Raw genomic sequence first — 23469 nt, 5'->3', positions numbered from 1 at the left:
GCGGCCTGCAAAAGAAGTTGGATTCGGAACTCGTGGTGGGTGTGGGCCTTCTTGACAGTGCCTATGGCAGTCTATATCTTTCCCTTGACTCGGTGACGATCTTCAGAAACGATTCGTTGTTAACCGTATGGCATCTCCGCTAAGTAAATTCCTTCTTCCTGAAACCGGATAACACCTTCCAACTTCCCTGCTATTGGTTTAATTTTCGGTATACTTACAACAGCAGCAATAAAGCCAAACGCAAGTGTACCAAAACTTGTATAGCCGAGCCACTTGTATATCGGTTCTCCCTCTGGGATTAAGAACAAATATTTTACTATTACATATGCCAGTATTAGCACAGTTATAATGGCGTAAATAATACGGGTGCGGGTCCGGTAAAATTTTGCGGGTATGCAGATATCAAAGGTTTTCATAATCTATCTATGCCATAACTTGGAGCTAGCTTAACAGATCAACATCTGAAACTTTTTCTTCTACATAGTTATCTTTAATTTCTTTTATTTCTTCCCGTCTTTCTTTAAAGTGAACAAGTGCTAGAATGATAAAGATGGCACATAGATTTATATGTAACGCGAAAGCATTATCAGAATTGACACTCATCTGAAAGGTGGACATAATTAATGAAATATTGAATTTCAATTCGGTTGCTTCTACACCGAAAGAAAGGTTAGCCCCGGAAGTATATTCCAACCCCCAACCGAGCATGCTGCCATGCACAATCTGTAATATTTGGTTGATGATCGTTAAGGTGAAATGATTTTCCTTTTCGCTACTCTTCAGCAAATCGCGTCCTGCGAAAATAGAAAATATGAAGAGGGAAATACCTAAAATAAAAATTAAAAGTATCGGCCCGGTTATTTGTCCGGTTTGCAGCAACAGTTTCGCCATGAGAAAGAGTCCGGTTATACCTCCGATCATCTGGAGCCATGCGATTAACTGGATGATTGCTTTTTGCTTTCGGTTGATAAATTTCATTGGTGCAGGTTTTAAAATAATGCGCTGGATGTCTCAACGATGCTCTTTATTACAGCAGCACGTGTTATGGTTTAGATTAGTTTAATGAACTCTATGAATATTTAGCTTGACAACGCTAATTTATAAATAAAGAATAGATGTGCAATAAAAAATCGGCTTGTTTGATTTAAATTAAAGAATGCCTTCGTTAAAATCACTTCTTGTAAAGAACATATCCTAGAATTAAACCTGCCACCAACCCTCCTATATGAGCAGCATTGTCTACATCACTTACCAATCCCATCAATAGTCCGATAGTTGCATATACTAACAACAAAACCAGTGCAGTTTTTCTAAGTTCTTTAGGGAAAGCTTTAGTAAACAATGACAGGCTGATACCCGTTCCGACAAGACCGAATATCGCTCCCGAAGCACCTACAATTGTGCTATAGGGATGCCAATAAAGACTCAACAGGCCTCCGGCAATGCCGCATAAGAGGTATAAAGTTAGAAATTTAGCTTTTCCAAAAACCGGTTCCAAAAAAACACCCCCTACCCATAATGAACCTAAATTCATTACGATGTGCGCAATTCCGCCATGGACGAATAGGCTGCTGATAAGCCGCCACCATTGGCCTGCTAACACGGCATCTCTTCTATTACCACCCCAAGAAAAAAGCTCTGCTGTTAAAGGAGATATAATATCCGCTCCCTGGCCTACCATTAGGATAAAAACAGCTAAGTTAGCGACTAATAGCATATGAGTAACAAAATGTGGATGATGGGGTGAAAAATAGCTTAAGAATAACTTATAATCGTTTTTGTTACTACCCTTCTTATTTCTTAGCCTTTTATGTTCTTCGGGATTGTACTTAGGCCAGATAAGAGCGAAAAGAAATATCGAGAAACCTATCCCAAATGCATTCAAAGCCCATAAAGGCTTGTTCTTGTTCCGATCGGCATACGCTTCTTTGATTGGCTTCAGAATTACATAGTTACCCCGATCGGACTGGCGCTCGTTCTGAATTATCGCCCGGAGGTACATTTTTTTATCCTGGGAAGTGGGTAAACGTTCGAAATGGTCTAGATCATAAAACTCGTAGCGATTTAGTTTGGCGTGGCTCACCTCTAGAAATGTTTCATACCGTCTTTGCTTTTCTTCATCGCTGACATAGTTGTCAATCCGATGGTCAAATGATAAGGCATACCAATACGTTGGTAGAGCGGTATCGAATCCCTTAGGCTGTAATGGTATTGCAAAATAAATCTTAAAATTTAAGTATTGCCTTTGCTTTCCACTGGTGTATACTTTTACTTCCGCTCTTGCCGCACGTTTATCTACTTCGAAGTTTTTGATAATATAGTATCGAGTCGGCTCGAGTTTCGTTATATCTTCGACTTTATCAACGGTTGACAACTTGCCGTTTACGGTTGTAAAATATGACTGCAAAAATATAGCACAAATCGCAATGGGAAACCACGCTAGCAATTGGAAAAAGAAGCTACCTCGCTCGCGATCATTAAACGTTAAGATCCTCAATTTCGGTCTCAGCCAAATGACTGAAGGCAATATCGTGCAACAGATTGGCAACCAATATTCCCAATATTCTTCCTGAATATCTATGATTGGGTAATACATAGTAAAAAACCAACGAATTAAGAGTAACCCCTGAATGGCGAATAGAGCAATGGCAAAAAATGCAGGAAGAATAACGTTCAGTTTAACAAGGTACGTTTTCAAAGAATAAAAGCAGTTTAAGTTTCTTATTCGAATTTAATGATTTTTAATTTAGGAATATATTTTTGTAAACATTTTAGTTCGCGACATTCTCTATTTGAATGATGCCTGTTTACTCTTATCTTCGATAAAGAAATATCCTAAACTACATATGCTTGCTTCCTTTGTAATCTTTAAACCGGACAATAAGAAAAGATTTCCTGTTTGGCTTATGTATTTTGGGATTCAGGGTTTATGGATGTTCTTGATATGGATTTGCAGAGAGCATGCACTCCTTACCGAAAGGCTGATTTCAGTTGTACTTACTATTGGACTTATTGCGAATATCGGCTATATAGTTTATTGCTATGTATCCTATCAAACACTTCACGGCCAAATGGATGGCTACTTGGTGTTTGGCAAGGATTGTTTCACTATTGAAGGCAAGGCAATCAAACTAGCAGACGTACACAAAATTGACCTGCATTGCGAGGATTCGCGGGCTTCCGATGAACTTCTTATAATTTTGCATCTCGATGATTTTTTATCACCGGAATAGCGCCCCGTCCCTTCACTTTTTTATAATACAATGCTTCAAATTCTTTTTTGCTAAACGGTATAAAGCCAACGAATCCGTTCGTATTCCATAAAGCGCCGAAATCTATTGGTTGATTTGGTACTTTTGCAAAGCCAAAGACCCATTTATTCCTAACAAACAGAGCAATGACATGCCCGTCGCCCATAGCATGCAGTGAAATACGCTCAGGCATAAGCAAATTCCAGTAGTAGCCATCTAGCTTTTGGAAATCATCTCTCCATGTATACGAGGGCGCAAAAATAACTTCATCATAATCTATATCAAAAAGTGGCCGAGGCAGATGCATGGGAACGGTGTCAACTTCCTGATATGATTGGTTAATCTGTTTGTCTACATTCAGTTCCTTGGTTCGCAGAGCGAACATTAAAACCAGTACTGTGATAATCAGGAAACCTATCGTACAGATTACTGTTCTTTTATTGAGTTGCATAAACCAATTCGACATCTTTGATATATTTATAACTAGAAAAGCGTTGATCAATATATTTCAAAATATTGTTGACATTTGGAACTCCACCGTAATAGATTTAGTAAAAAATACGATCAAAAAGAGTATTTTATCCCATTGATTTTGGAAATTCTTCTGATATTTACATGAATAGCCTTTCTACTTACACATAACTATTCTAATCTTACACATAATTTTTAGCGATGGAGCACACTATTTTCTATCCGCGTGCTCAGTCGATTTTAAACGTCAAGCTTTTTTCAAGAATACCATTATATAAATCTCTTACTGTAAAAGGCTTTCTCAAAGACCCGCTCATAAAAAGTAATTTGGATAGAAGGTCTTGTTCGGGCTAAAAAAAGTCTTTTATATTAAAGTCAGATACATCTACATTAAGTGTCTCGCTATATTTCACTATAAAGTCAACCGCATCATCTCCATATACTCCTAGGTCATCTTCTAGTCGTGTATCCATACTTATTTCTTCGTCATCTACGCACAATTCGTATTTGACAAAGAGAAATAATCGTTCAGCTAAGTCAGTGCCATTCTTCATATCGGTACACGCCTATATTATGTTTCACCTTCGAGCTTTAATTTGATTGCTTAAATGTAGAAAGAAATTGTGATGAATTACGTGATTAATAGCAGCCAATTCGCATGAAATAATACGGGTGCGGGTCCAGTAGAATCTAGCGGGTATATAGATATTAAAGGTTTTCATTAGTTCTTGTGTGAATTTCTTTGTTGTAAGATAGAATTTTTGCGTGATTCTCGATTATAAGTTTGAGAAATTCGAACAATATGGTTAATTTCCATATTATCTTCGTTAATTTTAAAATATGAATATCCTGCATAGCGGTGAGTTTTTTGGACAAACGAACCAAACACTAAGGTTTGGCGGATTAACGTTTACGGATACCGAATATACTCATGAGTATGTAGACTGGCACTATCACGAAAATGCCTACTTTACATTTATCTTACAGGGTGCTGTGGTAGAAGGCAACAAAAAAGAAGTATATCATTGTACACCTGGAACCCTCCTCTTTCATTATTGGCAGGAAGCACACTACAATATCAAGCCTAAAGGTTTTACCCGTGGATTTCATATAGAATTGACACCTGAATGGTTTAACTCCTATGGTTTAAATAAAAACATGTTGCAAGGCAGTATCCACTTACAACATCCGGAGCTTATCCGGCTGATGTACAGCATTGTAAAGGAAACCAAGTTAGACGGCATTAATTCGCGGTTACATGTTGACACTTTATTGGTCAACCTGTTTACTACCGCAGCGGGGGATATTAACAATGAGCAGCGAAAAAATAAAAAACCGGTATGGGTAAAACAGATAAGAGAGTTGTTGCATGATACTCCTATAGATTGTCAATTGACGCTATCTTCTCTTTCTCAATACCTTGACATTCATCCCGTTCATTTATCAAGAGACTTTTCTAAGCATTTTAACTGTAGTTTGGGCGAGTATACTCGTGCACTAAAGGTGCAGAAAGCTCTTAGCCTATTACCCGATCCGCATCTTTCACTTACAACCATAGCTGTACAATGTGGCTTTGCTGATCAAAGTCATTTTATTCGTTCTTTTAAAGCTTTGTATCATATCACGCCCTTGGTTTATCGCAGATTATTAATTTAACCAGCTACATGTTAATTTCGTTCTATTTTGTTCTGTAAACGATGGCTACCTTTGAGTAAACCGTTAAAGAATGAAATCGTACTATTTATCACCTTTCCTTCACATACTGCTTTTCCTGACGTTTTCTTATTGTCATTTATATGGGCACCCTATTGTCGAGCTCAACCAACCATCAGTACATCAAGAACACATAGGTAAGATCAGGTTTACAGAAACAGCTGTACAAGAGGGTCAAGTTGAATTGGCCAATTTTTTAAGCCAATATGTATTCACTAACAAAAGTAACCTGTTTATCACGGTGTCTCTCATAAAACCACTTACTGACTTTCTGCGTCCGCTGGCTCCGAATTTATCGGCCGACTCTTTAGTGAAGATAGGGAATTACCAGTTTTCCTTCTATGTTGACAATCAACTGGTCTACCAAACCAACTTAATCCCGGGAGCGCCAACGCCTGCGCAACAGAAAGAGGAAACGTATTGGAGCCGTCCTTTGATCGACAACCAACATGAAGGCGCGCTCTGGAGTCAATCGGCCTGGAACCGTTTTATGTATAATGGTGGCGACAGCGCCCTGACCGAGGGGAAGCAGGAGTTGAGGATAGAACTCCGACCATATGTGAAAACATCTCAATTGAAGGTTGGCGATATCATGGCTTCGGGTCAGCTACTGATGCAGGTGAACCGCAAGCCTATTATCAACATAGACACTGTTGAACTGTCTCCGTTAAAGCCCTACAAAGAATTTGGGATATCAACCGAGAATATTGACCGGGAGAGAATCAGAGAACTTAAGGCCAATATTGAAGCTGACGTGTATAAACACATAACAAGCGTTGTTGTTCTAAAAAGGGGAAAAATATTAATAGAGGAATACTTTAACGGTGCTTCTCGCGACAGTTTGCATGATGTGCGATCGGTAGGTAAATCCTTTGCTTCAACGCTTACCGGTATGGCTATAGAGGACGGGTACTTAAAATCTGAACATCAAACACTAAAAGAATTTTACGACCTAAAGGCTTATAGTCATTTCTCTAAGGCAAAAGGCGAAGTGTCTCTCAAAAATCTACTTACCATGAGTTCAGATTTCGATGGCGATGATGATGATCCTACTTCTCCGGGAAATGAAGAGAATATGTATCCTACTGATGATTGGGTAAAGTTTACCTTGGGTTTGCCACTGGATACTGTTAAATATTCGGGGCAATGGCACTACTTTACAGCTGGTGTTATGCTACTGGGTAATACCTTACATAACTTAGTGCCCGGGGGCCTTGATAATTATGCGGGTACAAAATTATTTGACCCGATGCATATCACCAAATACCAATGGCAATATACCCCGCAACATGTAGTAAGCACCGCTGGTGGTATTCGAATGAACGCACTGGATCTGGCTAAGTTTGGACAGTTATACCAAAATAAAGGTTCTTGGGAAGGCAAACAACTCGTACCAAAATCGTGGATAGACAAAACTTTCACCAAACATAAAGTCATTCCAGGCCGCGACGGGGAATACTATGGCTATCTGTTCTGGAACAAAATGTACCGCAGCAATGGTAAAAACTACGAAACTTTCTACTGCTCAGGTAATGGAGGGAACAAAATATTTGTATTCAGAGACGAGCCCTTGGTGGTCGTCATCACGGCTACTGCTTACGGCCAGGCTTATGCCCACAGCCAGGCAGATAAAATAATGGAGCAGTTTATTATTCCTGCTGTAGTGAGGTAAGATAATGTCGTTCGGACTGAGTAGAAAATATATAGAATATTCGGCAAGGACGAGAGACGTTTTACTAAACGTCTTTATGAAGCAATAAACTGTAAGTTTCCATTTTATTTAGGATTTAACCTATATATGGAATTTCTTTTAACGGTTTGTTTTCGTAATTTGCTTTCTCGAAACTTCAAGTCATATTTATGAGAAACTATTGGCTCATCCTATTGCTTCAGGTTAGCTTTACGCTCGCTAGCGCTCAACAGCATAAAAATAACTAAGATGATTTTAAGAAACAGGCTGAGACCCTATACAAGCAAAAGGAATATAGATCGTCAGCTCTTAAATATAGCGAAGCTTTCGCATCCATTGGAGACAAGGGAACCATAAATGACCGGTATAATGCGGCCTGTTCATGGGCTATGGCAAATGAACCTGATTCTGCCTTTTATCACCTGAAACGGGTTGCTGCCTCCGGTTATTTTACTAATCTTGATCACCTACGTAAGGATTTGGATTTGCAATCCTTACATCAGGACAAGCGATGGCAAGAAATCATTGCCTTGGTAACCAAATATAAAGATGAAAAGGAAAAGGATTACGATAAGCCACTGGTTGCCAAGTTAGATAGTATTTTTGAAAGAGATCAGCGCATCCGCTGGCAGGCAGATTCGTTATATAAAAAGTTTGGTCCGGATGCTCCTGAACTTAAAGCGCTAGAAGGCAAATTCAAGACGGTTGATTCGCTTAATTTAGTTGCTGTACGGGAAATATTGGACATAAAGGGATGGCTAGGGCCAAATATTGTGGGGGAAAGGGGAACTCAAACCTTGTTTTTGGTGATTCAGCATGCCGACTTGAAGACACAGCAAAAGTATCTACCGCTTTTGCAGGAGGCAGTTTCCAAAAAGGAATTGAATCCGTCAAGCTTTGCCTTACTAAAGGACCGCATTGATTTGCGTGAAGGCAAAAAACAAACCTATGGCAGCCAGATTTTCAGAGATCCAACGACAAATGAGCAATTTGTTGCCCCGTTAATAGACCCGGATCATGTAGACGAACGGAGAAAGGAGGTTGGTTTGCAACCAATAGCAGAATATGTAAAGTTTTTTAATTTTAAGTGGGATTTAGAAGCTTACAAAAAAAATCTACCTCGTTACGAACAGGTTCACCAAAATATGGTAAAAACAATGAAGAATTAAAAACATTCTGTTTTCATGCAACACATATCGGTGTTGGTAGTAGGTTTCTCAAGAAGATATTTATTGGAAAAAGCATCCCCCGGAAAAGATGGGCGTAAACAAGCCATTAAGGTTAAGGAATTACTACCAAAGGCTTTTGGAAAAAAATCGGTATTCTGGACAAATACCGATCGTCGCCCCTACCGTGAATATCCCGTGTTGATTATTTTAAATAGGGTATTAAAAACTATGGCTAAGTTTCCATATTTTTCGGTAATTGTTATCTACATGTTTAGCCCTATTCACAAGGCTATCCATTTGAAGAATGCGATAGCCTTATGTTTAGTTAAATGGACAGATCAAGTAGTATGGCATTCTTTACAGCAGGTGTAACAGCCATTAATCCGATATCTATTTGGATATCTATTTTTAGCCTCTTGGACAGCTCCATTACAGGAGTAGAATTCACCGAGATAGGTATAATCCTGAGTTGGAAAGTAAAGACAACCTTGTCTGTGCACCTCATAATCACCATTTGCCTGTTGATTGTTATTAATATAGTAACTAGCCACGTTTATTTCTCCTTTCTTTTTAATTTTTAGAAATGTTATTGTGTAGTCTTTATCTGTTGATTGTTTTTATACACTAAAACTAAGGAGAGAAATACTGACGGTTTTACGGTTTCCCGTAAGCTTGGAAAAAATTGAGCTTACGACATAATCAAAAACAGTATAAAAGTAAATTTTATAAAAATGAATATGATTCTTATTTTAGGGAATGGGAAATCTCTTATTAGAACGTATAGCAGCATACTTTGAACAAAAAAAGCTTGTTGAATACCAACGAAAAGAACTTGAAACGAGCAAGGTAAAACTAATTGACGCAAAAAAGAAGGTTAAAGACGAATATCGAAAAGCAAACATCGTCAGTATAGGTAAAACAGATAAATACATTACCGAACTCGAAAAGATAGAAGCACTTAACGAAAGGATACCGACTGCAGTACAAGAATTGGATAAACGACTTGCTAAAGTTGCCGAAATATACAAAGCCTTGGAAATAGAGCACATCAGTGCTTACTATAAAAATAAAAAACACAAAATAACATACGACCGCAAAACAAACACCCTGATTGAAGAGGTGCTCTAGCCAATGGTTGCGAGGAGATTTGATACTACTGAAAATCTCCCTTGCATTCTACTCATAGTACCAATGGGCTATAATTTAACCTTTTTTTCTTTATTTGACTACTAATCCAGAGAGTAAATCATTACGGGCACCACATAAGGGGCATGTAACAGGTTGATCGTTCATGACATATAATTCGTCGATATCATCATATAAAATAATATTAGTTCACTTTTATAAATATTCATCAGTTTTTAAGCAAGCTTTCGCAATTACTTAGAAAATCGCTTATGCTCCATTCTATTGTTGGCGGTTCTTGGGTTTCTTCTAAAGCTACAAACTCATGCCAACTGTGGTCATACAGATCATTCCAATGGGGGAAATGTAAGTCGGGCACACCTAACTTATGTGCGTAAAAGTACATCTCATCGATTAAACACAATTGTAGCCTTTCCAAGGCCTCTACTAAACTTACGTTATCGGGATTGCTGATGATAATTTCACCGTGGTTTTTGTAGTTAGCTCCATCACGGTACATGTAACTAAATTTAAATTGCATTGGATAATAGGTTTTGGATTGATTTGCAAAGATAAGAATTCTGCAATTTTTAAGATAGCGGATTATTTGTATCGAAAAAAACCTGAGAAAAAACACTAGAAGCCTTATCATGAAAAAACTCTCCAGATTCATGCTTGCATCCTAAACACTCAATCTACTCTTTTTTCAATTCTTAACGGACCTCTTTCGCACGTCTCGGTTGTCCAAGTCTGTCTGAGAAGAAACTGATGATAATCAGCAAAGCGCTTATACAGCCGATAGATATAGGTAGTATTTGCCTAAACTTAAGCCAGTAGTTTCTTTTTCTAAAAGGAATCAAAGCTATTAAAACCGTAGGTAGACTTTAGCAGTGTGCTTCTCTTATATCCTAATCAGTCTGATATTTTGAGCGAACCGGATATCTTTCATATTTCGATTGCTCATCAATCCGAAGTTATTAAAGTCACAGCAGCAGAAATTCCGTTTCGGTTTCTTTCGGCCATCAAAATATATAGATCAGCGAACTTTATACCTCATTGTTGGCTTTATTAGCTAACCTATCGACTTCACAAACTCCAAATACCTATTTCCAGCTTCAGTAATCTTATACCGCTGATTAGGGTGGGTTTGATTTTCAGGATATTCCAGTTGAAGCCAACCTATTTTAAGCAGTGGAGTTAGGTAACGGTTTTTATTCTTGGATTGTACACTAAGACCTATTTGAGTAAGCAAATCTCTGCTAGAAATCCACTGCATAGCAGTTCCTAAAATAGGGACAACTTTATCATGTACCGTTCTATTGATTATCTCTTGAACTTGGTTACTAGCTTGGTTACTAGCTTGGTTACTCGGTAATTTGAAAAAAGCTACAACATCACCTAATTCTTTAAATACCAAATCTTTAACTCCGACACCAGCTTGGTTAATAGCTTGGTCATTTTTTTCTTGACGAGCTGGCAGAATAGTCAGGAAATGGGTGCTCTGGCCATCGGTTTCAAAAATAGGATCAGGAGAACCATTTTTATTCATAGTGCGGTATATGGTCGGAAAACCTGTACCTCGTCCTTCAGTAAGATCCAATTCTTTTAAAAAATCACCGATACGGCGATTTCGGTAATCCCGGGCAACTATCCGCCTTTGGTGATTCAGTATTTGAACATCCACGGGTGGAATTGGCCCCGGAAAACTTAATATTTCGATTTTATCTGGCCATACCTGTACCTCGATCGGATTCCCGATTTCATAGCTCTTGTGATATACGGCATTAGATAGTGCTTCTTCAACAGCTTCATAAGGAAAGTTATAAAAGCGGATGGCCTCGGCCTGATAAGATACTTTGATTACATTTTCATGGATGACGGTCGCTTTCAGGAAAGAAAGGCAATCACGCAATTGTATATGTAACGGCCCTTTAAAATAATGCTCGCTAAATGATCGCCCACTATCATCCCGATGGACCACCAGTTCAATCCAAGCGCGGGAAAAGAACTTTTCTGGTGTACGATTGAAAAATAATAACCCAACATTAACAGGATGAAGATCTTCATCAGCTCCCTTAGCAATGTACATGCTCCTGGACAATTCGGCTAAGGACATTTTTTGGCTTTCCTCATAAAGACTGCTTTTTATTTCCTGCAAAAAAGCCTGGATCAATCCCAAGTCAAAATCATCTATTGTGGCCTGTCGGTTAATACGATCATCAAAAGGAATACGTGCGGTCAGCTCAATTAAACGTTGTAGGTTTTCTCCTTTGGCGATGATACTCCGTGAGCCATAACGGATATAGGAATAGCGTTGAGCACCCTTGCCCTGTGTACTTGAAGCTGTGTAAGGACGATGATCACCAGCTGGACACCATAGCACGAGTATGTGCCGCCCGTTTAATACATATGGCTGCATCCGTGGAAAATAGTTTGGTTGAAGCTGGTTAGCAAGCGATAAAACTTCACCTTGGATGCTATCTATTTGTTGCGGAGCAATTCCTTCTGCAGGAAAAACAGCTTGTCCGTTTTGCTCAGCAATACCAATAACGATATATCCACCGCCCCAATTGTTGAGATCATTGGCAAAAGCACAGATCGTATGGATCACCTCTTCCGGATTCCACCCACGTTTAAATTCCAAACGTTCCCATTCCACCACATGTCCATGTAAAAGATCTTCAATATTAACGGGTAAAGCCATCTGTTCTATAATACAGTGTTAGGAAAATTAATTTGATTAAACGAAGATAAGAAAGAAAATACAAAACCCAGTTCCTCTGGTCGGTTCATGCCTTTCGTTCGGTGCCTCACTCCAGCATTCACCCACCACACAGGAAATAAGGTATTCGTCGTCCTCCTTCCGCAAAGAATGTCGCCAATTCAATAGGCCCAATTCATTACGTATTTGTTTTAAAGGCATTGAAATAGCGTCTATTTGCCCTTCGGGTGTGTGGGGAATACGCAAAGGTAGAAATAACGAGAAAGCATATATCGTTAAAGACAATTTGGGGCTAAAACTGGATCTCAAAAATAACGAGTGTATTATTATCAGAATTCAAGACAAAGAAAAAATAAAGAGTTGTCTTGATAGCTATTGTCGCAAGGAGTTTTCTCAATGACAGAGACCTAATTTAGGCATCAATTTAGAAACCAGCGGGTGTCGTATAATAAAGGGACAACTTTCATTAAAAGCTAACAGGTCTTGGAGGCACTCCCCCTCAATTAAATCTCAGTGGAGGGTTTTGTTTTGGGAATATGGTAAAGTACATCGAAATAGTTATTTAGCTGAATCTCGAATGTAGGTGTATATCGTAATGATTTTTTATGACCCGGGAACATCATTTTAATGGTTTTATTGGATGCTCCGGTGTTTTTTCCTTTTCCGTATACCGCAGCTTTGTATTGCCCATATAATAACCGTTCTAAAGAGCCTTTGGGCGGCCTTGGGAAGGCTTGTTCCGTGAACTGATTAAAACGGGTAGGATAAGCGTCTTCCGTAACGCGAAAAGTTCCTTCGGACGTCGTGGTGGAAATAGTAAGGTATTCTTCGGGAAATTTATCTGCTATATATCCTCCCATGCCGCCGCCATTACGGCCTTTCCCGTAAACATAATGATGAGAAACATGTGCATTATGCGCCCAAATAATAATTTTTGCCTCGGGATCTTTTTTACGGATAAAGTGCAGCATATTGGCCATACCTAAGTCTCTATCAAGTCTTGTCTGTTCAGGATGCTGATATGCTTCATAATAAAACTCATTTCTTACCTTAAGGTTGTATAGAGCCTCGTGGTAAAGCAAGGAATCCTTTACTTTTATATCGGAATCTTTCTCTAAATCGCTGAGCAACTGATAAGCCTGTAAAGTGGTTTTTCTAAAGAGCGCCGTATCGCTAAGCTGATTGTTACGAAGGGAGTCCTGCTGTTTGATACAATGGCGCAGCTTCGTGAGAAGATGTTGATAATCTTCTTTATTGATGATATGCTGTTCGACTATATCGACGGCGGCCGTTAATTCAAAAAAATCGAGTCCGCTTACCTTCACCCCTTTATCGGGATGCTCGCGATTATATCCCGTCAGCCATTGGAAGAAATCATCTATTTCTTTTGTTTGATAAATACCGATGAAATGTTGTTTTAATAATGCGCCCGTATATGCCTGATGCTGCATACGATTATTAAAGAAGAAGGTTTCGCCATAATTGTTTTCAAAACATATATATTGAAACCCTTTCTCTTCTATTAATCGTCGGCTTACTGCGGCTCTTACCTGATTGAACTCTGCCGTTCCGTGGGTACCTTCGCCAAGACCAATAATGGTTTTCTCACCCACTTCGTTTATAACGGCCGAAATAAGTTTGTCGGTGACAATCTGATCGGCAGAATAGGCTTTGAGCTCATATTGATTTAATATGTTCGGTTCTTGCGCGTAAAGGTGGCCGCAGAAGCTATAAACAAGTATGAAAATTGCTAATATAAGACGGTAAATGTCAAACATTATCCAGTATTTGATTTTGCAAGTTAATTATTTTTCCATAGATCCTTTAGCTGTATTTGCGTTAACTATATTCGTTGAGCTTCCCAATTGAACAGCTAGCGAGTCTTCTTTTTTAAGAGCACCTATATCAATGCTTAAACAACTTCCTGATCTTCACATTGACCTTATAATAGATTATCTATTGCCTTTGTAATCAATTCAAAATTTTCCGGATGAGGCGCATCAGGTAAACGTATTTGTCCATTTCGATCTACCAGCATATAACGAGGTATCCCTATAATTTCATAGGTATTGGCTAACTCTCTATATTGTTCATCCGTTAGATTAACATGCTCGCCCAATATCTTTTCATTTGCAATGGTCGCCTTCCAGGATTTATCGGTGCATCTGTTTGCCAAAAAGAGAAAGGTTACGTTTTTATTTTTATAGTGTGTTTGCAGGCGCTTAGTATGTGGTAACTGCGCTAAGCAAGGGCTACACCACGGTGCCCAAAAATCGACGTAAACGACTTTCCCCTTATATTTGGAAACAAGCGCGCTCATAACATCGGAGGTTATGCTTTTGTCTAAACTATCTAAAGAAGCTTCCCCTGTTTGCTGATTTGCCATGTATCTTTTTTGAATTTCGTATTCGTTCTTTATATAGTCTTGGAAATATTCGCTTTTTATATCGCCCGGATTATAAATGATGTCTACTAGTTCTAGTTGCTGCCCACGGATGCCATCCAAAAAAAAACGACTTAATGCCAATTCCCTTGTAAAGCCATTGGTATTGGAAACAATGAGCTGTTTCAGCAGGAAAGCTCCTTCTTCTACTTTTCCACTCTTAAATGATTGATTGATTGTATTGGTCTCTGCCTCTGGATAGGATACGGCAAACTTCATATAAGATTGTAGGAATTTCGCATGCGCAAGCGACAACACTTCTGGCGCCACCGAATCGTTTAGTCTGTATATTTCCGCTTGTTTGAGCGCGTCCGCATCATTTTGCGTATTTAGTTTTTCTAATAGTTGGTTGAGGGTACTGTACTTGATATGATCCGACATCCAAAGCTGAAATAGTGTATCGGCAATATCTCCCGGAATGATTTCTTTCTTGCCGGTTATGGGAGATGGCTTATTTTTTTGATCTTCAAGAAAGGCGGATATGTGTTCATTGGTTTTAGCGGTTGAGCCTGACATAAAATTCAGGCGACTTTTTTCACCCTCTCCCATACCTTCTAATTGAATATGCAGGCTATCCCCTGGCAAACAAAAAATGGAATAGGCCCGATCGTAAATAAGCTGCACCTCTTGTGCACAGGGTATAGAGATTTGCTGGGAAAAATCGCCGCCGGAATCAACCTCTACTTCATAGGTGTCTTGAAAAGGTTGACTCAAAGGATCACGCACAATAATCTTCATGCTGGTTTGCTTGTCTTCGAAGTTTTTTATTTTGCCTGTTATTTTGACATCTTCTTTTCGCCATATAGGCTGCGCGAAGGTTATATTTGAAGAAAGAAAAAACACAAGATATAATAGAAGGACTGGGCACAGCGTATTTATCTTCAAAGGGATTGACGACCTCCCTTTATTAACAGCGAGTGCTAACATAACCAAAATACTGATCAAAAGCTTCAACCTTTTCATATTTGATTTAGGTTTTCTTTTATAAATATATAAATCCCGCCATTTTACCCAAAATAAAACAAAGCCTTTAACACTTCATTAACAACACGTTGATTCTTATTTTGAGTTGATTTTTTAAAAGCGGCAAATGATCTTTATCTTTTATAATAAACCATGAATACATGAAAATAGTGAAGCCGTTACTTCTCTTTATGATTATTGCGCTGTCGTGCAATGTAACTTTCGGACAAGAGGCAGTGGAGAAAGCAACCATTAGGTCGTTTTTACAAGAAGTGCTCGTGAACAAGTCATATAAAGCAAATGAAATTGCGGATAAGTACATGTCTTTCCGATTATTTCGCGATAGTGTAAATACTGAAAAATCACAGAAAGAGAGAAAGCGGTTATTTAAAAAGCATCTCAAATTGATTAATAAAAAATACAGTAAATTGTATGACGCTGACAGCACGCAAATTATTCCTTATAATGAGCTTGACTTACTGCACCGGGTGCCGTTCGACAAAAGCGTTAGGCATCATATATACGCTGTAGCGTTTAGAACAGATAGCTTAATGTATATGTGGGTGGAAGGACAAAAGATAAAGGCGTTTGATTTGTACATAATTAAAGGAGAAAGCCAAGAGGGAGACGCTTATTTTATAGGATATTAGGAGGTTCCGGCTATTTGGGGTTGTTTCGTATCGGATAGATGGAAGAAAAGCATTCTTTTCGATCGGAAAAAATCAAACAGTATCAAACAAAACAATTGGAAGCTAAAATGGAGATCGCTAAAAACTTGATTAAATATATACTATTGAGCGCCTTCTTAAGCGGTAACGTGTATGCGCAAGAATTCTCTGGAACGCGGAGATGAATTGAACCGGAAACTTGGTACCACCCTATCAGATTAAAATCACTTCTTCGTTAATTTTCCAGCCACTTTAATGCGGCAATAACTTTTTGATCTGCATGTAAATTTTCAAAATTATCACCATCCATAATAAGCTCGTCGGGCTGAATTGGTTTTGTATATTCTTTTCCATTCCGATCGGCCTCGGTTGAAACAGATAGGTAGTAATAAACATCTGCCGCTAAGGCCATCATTTGATTGGCGGTAATCAAGCCGGAAGTTGGCTCTCCGAACGACTTTACATTCTTCTTTCCGATGAATGAAATAGCGGTTGCTTCACCGGCGCTGCTTGTAACGGGTCCTATCAGAACAGCGATCTTCAATTTCCTATTTGGCTTGCAATTGTTATTTATCGTAGTGAAAGCTCTCCGTCCTAAGTAAACGTTACTCCGCTTAATACTCCAGGTACTTAAAATTTTCCCATCACGTACAAAGGATCCTGCATTTCCATCCCCTAATAGGGGGCCCAAGCCGCCTATCATCGGGTACATATTTCCGCCGGTATTAAGACGTAAATCAACAATGATACCCTTTAAACGCGAGAGATCCAAGGAACAAAGCGAATCGCGCAGCTTTTGCCCTAAGATGTGTGCTTTGTCGGGCCCATCCTTCGGACCGACAGGCATACCGGGGACACTAATATATGCGATACCGTTGGCTAGTTTTGCTGTATGCACCGGGCTGCCCAGCTGCTTTTTCAATGCGTTTTTGGTTTGCTGGTTAAGCTGATCCATTGTGTTGCGTCGTCCCGTCCGTCCAATATACTTTCCTTTATAAAGTATAAAGGAATGATTATCATCAAGTTTATCGAGCATTAAACCTACTGCAGCGCGTAACGCAACTAATGTATCTGTTCCGGCCGTATTATAGGCAGCATATATCTGAGGTTTCAGGGTATCCCATAATAGTCGTTTGCGATATACCGAGCCTTCTTGGGTTTCCCGTATAATACGATCTAGCAACATATGCTGCTGTGCCTGTGAATATAAACCACTCAGCAAACTAACGATAAGGAGTAGATATTTTGCTAACGGAAATACTTGCATAGGAATGTTCTGGGATCATATCGTGAATACAAAAACGATATAAAGTAGTTAATTTTTTTGATAATTGTATTGGCGATTAATTAGTTTCTTTTCTAACAGTGGCTTATGATCCGGAAAACAAGGTCAAAGCGAGCCGCCGATTTTCCAATTGTTTTTTTTGCATCGAAACGACAGCAAAACAGCACGCTGATTGAAGAGGTACTCTAGCGGCTAATCGCCGTGAAGATCTGTTGCTCCTAGAGGTTTAATTGACTAAAAAACTTCTCTTCAGGGAAAAGAGGCAAAAAGGGCTCCTTTTTTTAATATAATCATAAATATCTGTTAAACGGTATCGATCTCGTTTGACCGCTGTTGCGAAATATATATCTTTCTGTCTACTCAGCTCCTTTAAAAGCTGGTATTCTTTAGGTAATGACTTCATAATTTGTTTTTTAGGTTTAACCACTAAAATAAATGCGGAAAGCTTCTTTTTGCAGAGCGATCCGCCATATCGCTATTCTGCCGTATACACTTTTTAATCCGTTTGAACTCTTGTTCTTCTATAGTACAAACACAGCGCGCAATATTGACGTACTTCCTGATAAAAGCCTCGAGCTCTACGGCTTTAATATTATTACGGAAGAGCAGAAAGGTATGTTTTACGAAAAAGAAGTCATTACCTTCATGCGTTCCTATGCATCGTGCTTTCTCGAACATAAAATAGTGCAACCCGTTTTCAGGTTCTTTTCGGCAACCGTGCATCATCTTATGTTCTGGAACATGGATTTTTGATGTAGTAAGTACTCTTAAAAGAAGAGATTTCTCTTCCGACACATCTATAACTATTAAATATTTGTCTCTTGGCTCTCCCCCGTTTTCGAATTCGTAATCTTTAATATGTAGTATATTCCCTGGTTTAAGTATACCCATTAGCTACATTAGGTTTTGTTGCATTAAGTGAGACTGATAGGCTACTTCAAAAGCAGCTTTTTTATAATCAGTATCTAGTAGATCGGTAAATTCTATTATGTAATCGGAACGGTTACTCTTCAGCTCAAACTGTTGTTTGAGATTATTAGCTTGCACAACACGGTGCCAAAGCGTACCTTCCTGATGAAGCATATCTACCAGTTGCTCACTGGTTAATTTACCATATCTATCGATGACTTTCTGTAAAATTTCAATCTCGTAATCGGAGAACTCATCATCATTAAATGGTCGGATCGGATTTAAGACAAGTCCTTCCGGTAAATCTGCGGGCGCATCGGAGACTTTTAAGCTATATAATACACCATCACCTGCATCTAACTTTTGGAGGTTATCAACCTGCTTAACTTTGTTGTAAACATCTTCTGGAACAGGCCCGAACCGCCATGCCTTATAGTCTAACCAAGTGATCGGGACGCCTGTATCACGTATAGCTTGCTCATCGGCCATATAGAGAAGCTTAATCGCTTTGGTAAGATATAGTGGCTTTATACGCTCAGCGAAATAAACCAATGCATTCAAAGCTTTTTCTTGTGCTAATGTAAGTTCCATACGTTTTTGTTTTTGAGACAACCTAGTGTGTAACAAAGATAACGGCAAGTTTGTGATATTCCAACTAGGTATGTCATGAGGGATATTACGCTTATCCATATGTTTTTTATTTACGATACAAAGATTAGCATCTATTGTGCAATGTATCTGCACAGTAAGAAAATTTACTATCTTTACGATATCGATTTCTCAACATGGCCGATAATAAACATGCATTGATCCGTTATAACATATTGGATAAATGTCTATCCAATTCTTTTAAACAATATTCATTTGACGATTTACTGAATGCATGTAACATGGCATTGGAAGATATTTTTCCAGGAAGTAAAGGCATTAGCGTTAGAACTCTGCGAGATGATCTCAAACATATGCGGAGTGCTGAGGGATGGAATGCTCCCATTGAAGTCTATAAAAAGAATGGGAAATCTTTCTATCGCTACGGAGAAAAGGGATTCACAATTTATAAACAGCCGTTAAACAAAAATGAGCGGGATCAGCTACAAGCTGCCATAGGAACTTTCTCCCGTATCCAGGGATTGCCTGAATTCAGTTGGGTTTCTGAATTAAGTGCCAAATTGGAACAAACGCTCAAAAAAGACAAACCGGACATTATAGGCTTTGACAATAATGAATACCTACGCGGAGCAGAATATATTGGTCAGCTATTTCAATTTATTTTAAATCGCCAACCACTTTGCATCACTTACCATCCCTTTAACAGTCCTGAACCTCTGCAATATATAATGCATCCTTATTATCTTAAGCAGTATAATAACCGATGGTTCTTATTTGGTTTGAACGATTATCTAAAAAAAATAACAATTGTTGCTCTAGATAGGATTTTGGACTTGACACCGCATCATGTTTCCTATATTGAAAATCATAATTTCGATTTCAAAGATTACTTTGACGACATCATCGGCGTCTCGTTAATAGAAGGCGAAACCTTACAGAAAATTATGCTAAGATTTAATGCAAAGGCAGCTCCTTATGTTGAATCAAAGCCACTACATGGATCGCAAAAGATTATCTCCCGATCACAAGGCGATTTAGTTATCTCAATTGAGGTTATACCTAATTATGAGCTCGAAAGCGTTATCCTGTCTTATGGAGAACGTGTATCAGTTTTGGAACCTGAATCCTTTAAAAAGAAAATTGCAGATAGATTGAAAGAAGCGTTAAAGGGATATAATAGTACTGAATAAGGATTTTTCTTTTCGGAAAATTCAGATTTATTTTTAAATTTAGTTGTGGAGTGCTCTTGTGCCCACATAAGCCGCAAGTTCGATTCCCGCCCTAGGTACGATCACGGTTATTTAAACCGTGGGTCAGGGGTTCGAATCCCTTCCGGGGTACAGACAAAAAACGGCAATAAGTGTACTATTGCGATTGCATTTTTTTCAGACTTAGTATCTTTTGCTCTTACCGCTAGCTTATTTGTAATACTGAATACGATTTACGTTCCATATTGCTTAATAACAAAAAATGTATAGAATAATTGATTTGAATCGCCATGTTAATACATAACGAAGAATATCAGAAAATCATCTACCGTTATTATGCGGTAGAGATACCCCGCAGCGATCTGAATTATGACAAAACGGAACAATCTAAAAATTATTGGGAAAAAGTCGAGCAGTGTAGCAATGATATGGCCAGATTTGATCGCCTTAAAGAAAAGGTAGCATCGGTATTGGAGGTCAATGTCCTGGAGCTAAAGGTAGGTTTAAGTTATGTAGCAGAGTTTTACCTTCCGCAGCGAATCGGTCCCGGGAAACTTGAAGCCTGTGTATTTATCATTAGTGGTATAACGAATCTTTTTTCCGTCTACCTGCGATCCGAAATTACCCGTTTAAACACACTTAGTGGCATACAGTCCCAAGAAGAGCGGGACATCATTAATCAGGTCAGTGAACTCATAAAAGAGATTTATCCGGAATATGAACCTTTTCCAATGGACTTGTATCATACACGCGTACCGGGCGTTGCAGCAAATTTACGCTATAATGATTACGCCACTTACTACGAATGCCTGTTGATAGATCATATTTATTGATATGACTGTCCGACAATTAGAGATTTAGGCGTTGATACAAAGGGCTTTGTTGGTGCTATGCTTGGCTGCCTTAATAAATTCTTTTTACTTTTGCATTAACAGTACACGCCACGCTACCCTTAAGAACAGCGTCACAGGGCGTGTCTTTTGCTTTTATACCGTTACACACTTAAACCAACCATAATTGAATATACCTTAAACAAGCCTTTTCTATTGAGCAACAAGAGATCGTGGCCTAATAATGATCATATGTTTAGGGTTCAGCACTATTCACAAGGCTATCCATTTGAAGAATGCGATAACCTTGTACTTATTAAGTGGGCAGATCAAGTAGTATGGCATTCTTTACAGCAGGTGTAGCAGCCATTAATCCGATGTTTATATGGATATCTATTTTTAGCCTCTTGGACAGCCCCACTACAGGAATAGAATTCACCGAGATAAGTATAATCCTCCGTTGGAAAGTAAAGACAACCTTGTCTGTGCACCTCATAATCACCATTTGGTTGTTGATTATTATTAATGTAATAACTAGCCATTTTTATTTCTCCTTTCTTTTTAATTTTTAGAAATGTTATTGTTTAGTTTATACACCAAAACTAAGGAGAGAAATACTGACGGTTTTACGGTTTCCCGTAAGCCTGGGAAAAATCGAACTTGTAGGGATCATAATATTCATTATCCTGTTAACACGGATTTTGTGAATGATCATTGATTTTGTGGGAAGGGATCGATACCAGCTAGGTTATAGGCTCACAGAATCTTAGTTTATATAGCTAAAACATCATGCACGAATTGTTAAAACACAAAAGAATTTATTGATAAAATACGTATGCTTTGTATGTCGCAAGTACACCGCTGAATTGACAGATTTACACTTATAAGAACTTCTGGGTACTACTTATTTTTGCAATCAGTAAGCACGATATTTTAAATTCATAACTATGCGAAAAATCGTTTTACAGGAGTGGATTTCTCTTGAAGGCTATGTTGCTGATAAGGACGGCCAGCTCACTTTCTTCACGGATATCAATAACGAAGCAAACAAATACTCCGACCTTGACCAGGTGGAATTTATGGACAATATTGACACGATACTGCTTGGTAGGATAACTTATGAAATGTTTGTTGATTTCTGGCCTACCGCTGATTCGGAAAAAGAGCCAATTGCGCAAAGTTTAAATAGGACGCCGAAATTCGTATTTTCTAACACACTTAATGAAGCTAACTGGGGTAAATGGGAAAATGCAAAAGTTGTTAATGGTGATGCTGTTGAGGAAATCGCAAAACTAAAGGCTTTACCCGGAAAAAATATGGTCATTTGGGGCAGTGTAACCCTTGCACAGTCTTTAATGAAGTGTGGGCTTATCGATGAGTATCATCTACAACTTTGTCCAGTTGCTTTAGGTGGTGGTAGGCCTTTATTCCCTACCGGTGATGGATACATCAACCTGGAGTTGATCGACCTTAAGAAATATGACACGGGTATTGTTCTACTAAAATATAAACCTAGGTCACTTAGCTAGCGTTTCTATTATCGAGAAAGTAGTGCGCATTTATTATCAGCATCCTTAAGTTTGCAAAAGAACTTTGAAAGCATATCAACTGGTTCTTGAAAATATTGTTGATGCATATGGAAAAGTTCATTCTTTTTCATCCTTCTATAAAATGTTATTAATGTTAGTTCGTATTCTATCCATTTTGATGTTTACCCTAGTTGCCTGCGGCGGTCTGCAAAAGAAGCTGGATTCGGAACTCGTGGTGGATGTGGGCCTTCTTGACAGTGCCTACGACAGTCCATATCTTTCTCTTGACTCGGTGGCGATCTTCAGAAACGATTCGTTGTTAACCGTATGGCTCCCGCAGAACAATCAGCGTGACACCTTACCGGGGTATCCAAACGCGGCTCAATATAATTTTAAGTTTAAAAATGTACTGGGCAAGTCAGTAGAGAAATCGGTATCGGTGGAAAATTCCCAAAGGAAAAACACAACGCTTTTTCTTGACTCAACCGACTATCGTAAACATCTTGATGAAAGCTGGATCGCTAAACTAAAGGATACTGAAACTATAAAACTTGTCTTCAACCTACAAGGATGTTTTAATGGGGGTAAAGATTCGGTTCTGCTACGCCGGAATGAGGGGGTATACTTCTTACAATATGGCAAGGAAGAACGCAAGCTCAACAAGGAAGATATCGAGTACTTAACCAAGTTTGAATGTGAACTTCCGCTGCTTCCTGACCAAGGTTTCTGCACTTCTACGGAAACGTATACCATGACATATGGCTCCTTAAAAAAGGAATACGTAGATAGCGACTGCCGCTGGAACGGGACTCAACGTTTCTTCGCATATTTTGGTTTTAAGCGACAAAACTGATAAGCGTATGCGAAAACTGTATGTCCACCTA

The 23469-nt window shown here is 38.7% G+C and carries 22 protein-coding genes and 1 tRNA gene; 12 read left to right on the top strand and 11 right to left on the bottom strand.

Annotated elements, in window-relative coordinates; genetic code table 11:
* Window positions 1-119: 119 nt before the first annotated feature.
* From M1D52_RS02330 to M1D52_RS02310, 5 genes are all read right to left on the bottom strand, one after another.
* Window positions 120-416, bottom strand: a complete 297-nt coding sequence (locus M1D52_RS02330; protein WP_437393872.1) for a hypothetical protein — start codon at window positions 414-416, stop codon at window positions 120-122.
* A 25-nt stretch (window positions 417-441) separates the two neighbouring features.
* Complete coding sequence (locus M1D52_RS02325) at window positions 442-978, bottom strand: hypothetical protein (RefSeq protein ID WP_437393873.1); 537 nt, start codon at window positions 976-978, stop codon at window positions 442-444.
* 193 nt (window positions 979-1171) lie between these two features.
* Window positions 1172-2698, bottom strand: coding sequence for a rhomboid family intramembrane serine protease (locus M1D52_RS02320; RefSeq protein WP_437393874.1), 1527 nt, complete (start codon window positions 2696-2698; stop codon window positions 1172-1174).
* Between the two features lie 494 nt (window positions 2699-3192).
* Window positions 3193-3717: a hypothetical protein gene (locus M1D52_RS02315; RefSeq protein ID WP_437393875.1), complete on the bottom strand. Its 525-nt coding sequence runs from the start codon at window positions 3715-3717 to the stop codon at window positions 3193-3195.
* Window positions 3718-4072: 355 nt separating this feature from the next.
* Window positions 4073-4276, bottom strand: coding sequence for a DUF1493 family protein (locus tag M1D52_RS02310; protein ID WP_437393876.1), 204 nt, complete (start codon window positions 4274-4276; stop codon window positions 4073-4075).
* A gap of 286 nt (window positions 4277-4562) precedes the next feature.
* Here M1D52_RS02310 and M1D52_RS02305 point away from each other — a divergent pair, with 286 nt between their 5' ends.
* The 5 genes from M1D52_RS02305 (at window position 4563) to M1D52_RS02285 (ending at window position 9422) form a co-directional block, all read left to right on the top strand.
* A complete protein-coding gene (locus tag M1D52_RS02305; RefSeq protein WP_437393877.1) occupies window positions 4563-5378 on the top strand; it encodes a helix-turn-helix transcriptional regulator in 816 nt (271 codons plus the stop codon).
* 70 nt (window positions 5379-5448) lie between these two features.
* A complete protein-coding gene (locus M1D52_RS02300; protein ID WP_437393878.1) occupies window positions 5449-7107 on the top strand; it encodes a serine hydrolase domain-containing protein in 1659 nt (552 codons plus the stop codon).
* 353 nt (window positions 7108-7460) lie between these two features.
* A complete protein-coding gene (locus M1D52_RS02295) occupies window positions 7461-8294 on the top strand; it encodes a DUF6624 domain-containing protein (RefSeq protein WP_457941743.1) in 834 nt (277 codons plus the stop codon).
* A 15-nt stretch (window positions 8295-8309) separates the two neighbouring features.
* Window positions 8310-8666, top strand: coding sequence for a hypothetical protein (locus M1D52_RS02290; protein ID WP_437393879.1), 357 nt, complete (start codon window positions 8310-8312; stop codon window positions 8664-8666).
* 384 nt (window positions 8667-9050) lie between these two features.
* Window positions 9051-9422 (top strand): hypothetical protein, encoded by a 372-nt coding sequence (locus M1D52_RS02285; protein WP_437393880.1) that lies wholly within the window; start codon window positions 9051-9053, stop codon window positions 9420-9422.
* A gap of 226 nt (window positions 9423-9648) precedes the next feature.
* On the opposite strand, the gene M1D52_RS02280 is transcribed toward M1D52_RS02285, so the two are convergent.
* From M1D52_RS02280 to M1D52_RS02265, 4 genes are all read right to left on the bottom strand, one after another.
* The gene (locus tag M1D52_RS02280) at window positions 9649-9960 is read right to left on the bottom strand and encodes a hypothetical protein (RefSeq protein WP_437393881.1); all 312 of its coding nucleotides are present in this window, start codon (window positions 9958-9960) and stop codon (window positions 9649-9651) included.
* 531 nt (window positions 9961-10491) lie between these two features.
* A complete protein-coding gene (locus M1D52_RS02275) occupies window positions 10492-12123 on the bottom strand; it encodes an RNA-binding domain-containing protein (RefSeq protein ID WP_437393882.1) in 1632 nt (543 codons plus the stop codon).
* Window positions 12124-12644: 521 nt separating this feature from the next.
* On the bottom strand, window positions 12645-13919 hold the full coding sequence (locus M1D52_RS02270; protein WP_437393883.1) for an erythromycin esterase family protein: 1275 nt from the start codon (window positions 13917-13919) through the stop codon (window positions 12645-12647).
* Window positions 13920-14083: 164 nt separating this feature from the next.
* A complete protein-coding gene (locus M1D52_RS02265; RefSeq protein WP_437393884.1) occupies window positions 14084-15547 on the bottom strand; it encodes a TlpA family protein disulfide reductase in 1464 nt (487 codons plus the stop codon).
* 161 nt (window positions 15548-15708) lie between these two features.
* Here M1D52_RS02265 and M1D52_RS02260 point away from each other — a divergent pair, with 161 nt between their 5' ends.
* Window positions 15709-16197 carry a hypothetical protein gene (locus M1D52_RS02260; protein ID WP_437393885.1) on the top strand — a complete coding sequence of 163 codons (489 nt, stop codon included), beginning with the start codon at window positions 15709-15711 and terminating at the stop codon, window positions 16195-16197.
* Between the two features lie 253 nt (window positions 16198-16450).
* Here M1D52_RS02260 and M1D52_RS02255 read toward each other — a convergent pair whose 3' ends face one another.
* On the bottom strand, window positions 16451-17482 hold the full coding sequence (locus M1D52_RS02255; protein WP_437393886.1) for a S41 family peptidase: 1032 nt from the start codon (window positions 17480-17482) through the stop codon (window positions 16451-16453).
* A 453-nt stretch (window positions 17483-17935) separates the two neighbouring features.
* On the opposite strand from M1D52_RS02255, the gene M1D52_RS02250 reads away from it, so the two are divergent.
* On the top strand, window positions 17936-18253 hold the full coding sequence (locus tag M1D52_RS02250) for a hypothetical protein (RefSeq protein ID WP_437393887.1): 318 nt from the start codon (window positions 17936-17938) through the stop codon (window positions 18251-18253).
* Window positions 18254-18394: 141 nt separating this feature from the next.
* On the opposite strand, the gene M1D52_RS02245 is transcribed toward M1D52_RS02250, so the two are convergent.
* Window positions 18395-19000: a Panacea domain-containing protein gene (locus M1D52_RS02245; RefSeq protein ID WP_437362436.1), complete on the bottom strand. Its 606-nt coding sequence runs from the start codon at window positions 18998-19000 to the stop codon at window positions 18395-18397.
* Between the two features lie 194 nt (window positions 19001-19194).
* Here M1D52_RS02245 and M1D52_RS02240 point away from each other — a divergent pair, with 194 nt between their 5' ends.
* The 5 genes from M1D52_RS02240 to M1D52_RS02220 all read left to right on the top strand — a co-directional run bounded on the left by M1D52_RS02240 (window position 19195) and on the right by M1D52_RS02220 (window position 23438).
* On the top strand, window positions 19195-20208 hold the full coding sequence (locus tag M1D52_RS02240) for a helix-turn-helix transcriptional regulator (RefSeq protein ID WP_437393888.1): 1014 nt from the start codon (window positions 19195-19197) through the stop codon (window positions 20206-20208).
* A gap of 88 nt (window positions 20209-20296) precedes the next feature.
* Window positions 20297-20358, top strand: a tRNA-Ser gene (locus M1D52_RS02235).
* Window positions 20359-20516: 158 nt separating this feature from the next.
* Window positions 20517-21059 carry a hypothetical protein gene (locus tag M1D52_RS02230; RefSeq protein ID WP_437393889.1) on the top strand — a complete coding sequence of 181 codons (543 nt, stop codon included), beginning with the start codon at window positions 20517-20519 and terminating at the stop codon, window positions 21057-21059.
* 944 nt (window positions 21060-22003) lie between these two features.
* A complete protein-coding gene (locus M1D52_RS02225) occupies window positions 22004-22585 on the top strand; it encodes a dihydrofolate reductase family protein (RefSeq protein WP_437393890.1) in 582 nt (193 codons plus the stop codon).
* Window positions 22586-22736: 151 nt separating this feature from the next.
* Window positions 22737-23438, top strand: coding sequence for a hypothetical protein (locus M1D52_RS02220; protein ID WP_437393891.1), 702 nt, complete (start codon window positions 22737-22739; stop codon window positions 23436-23438).
* Window positions 23439-23469: the final 31 nt, after the last annotated feature.

Source organism: Olivibacter sp. SA151, from assembly GCF_054130995.1.
This window is presented reverse-complemented; position numbering and strand designations above follow the sequence as displayed.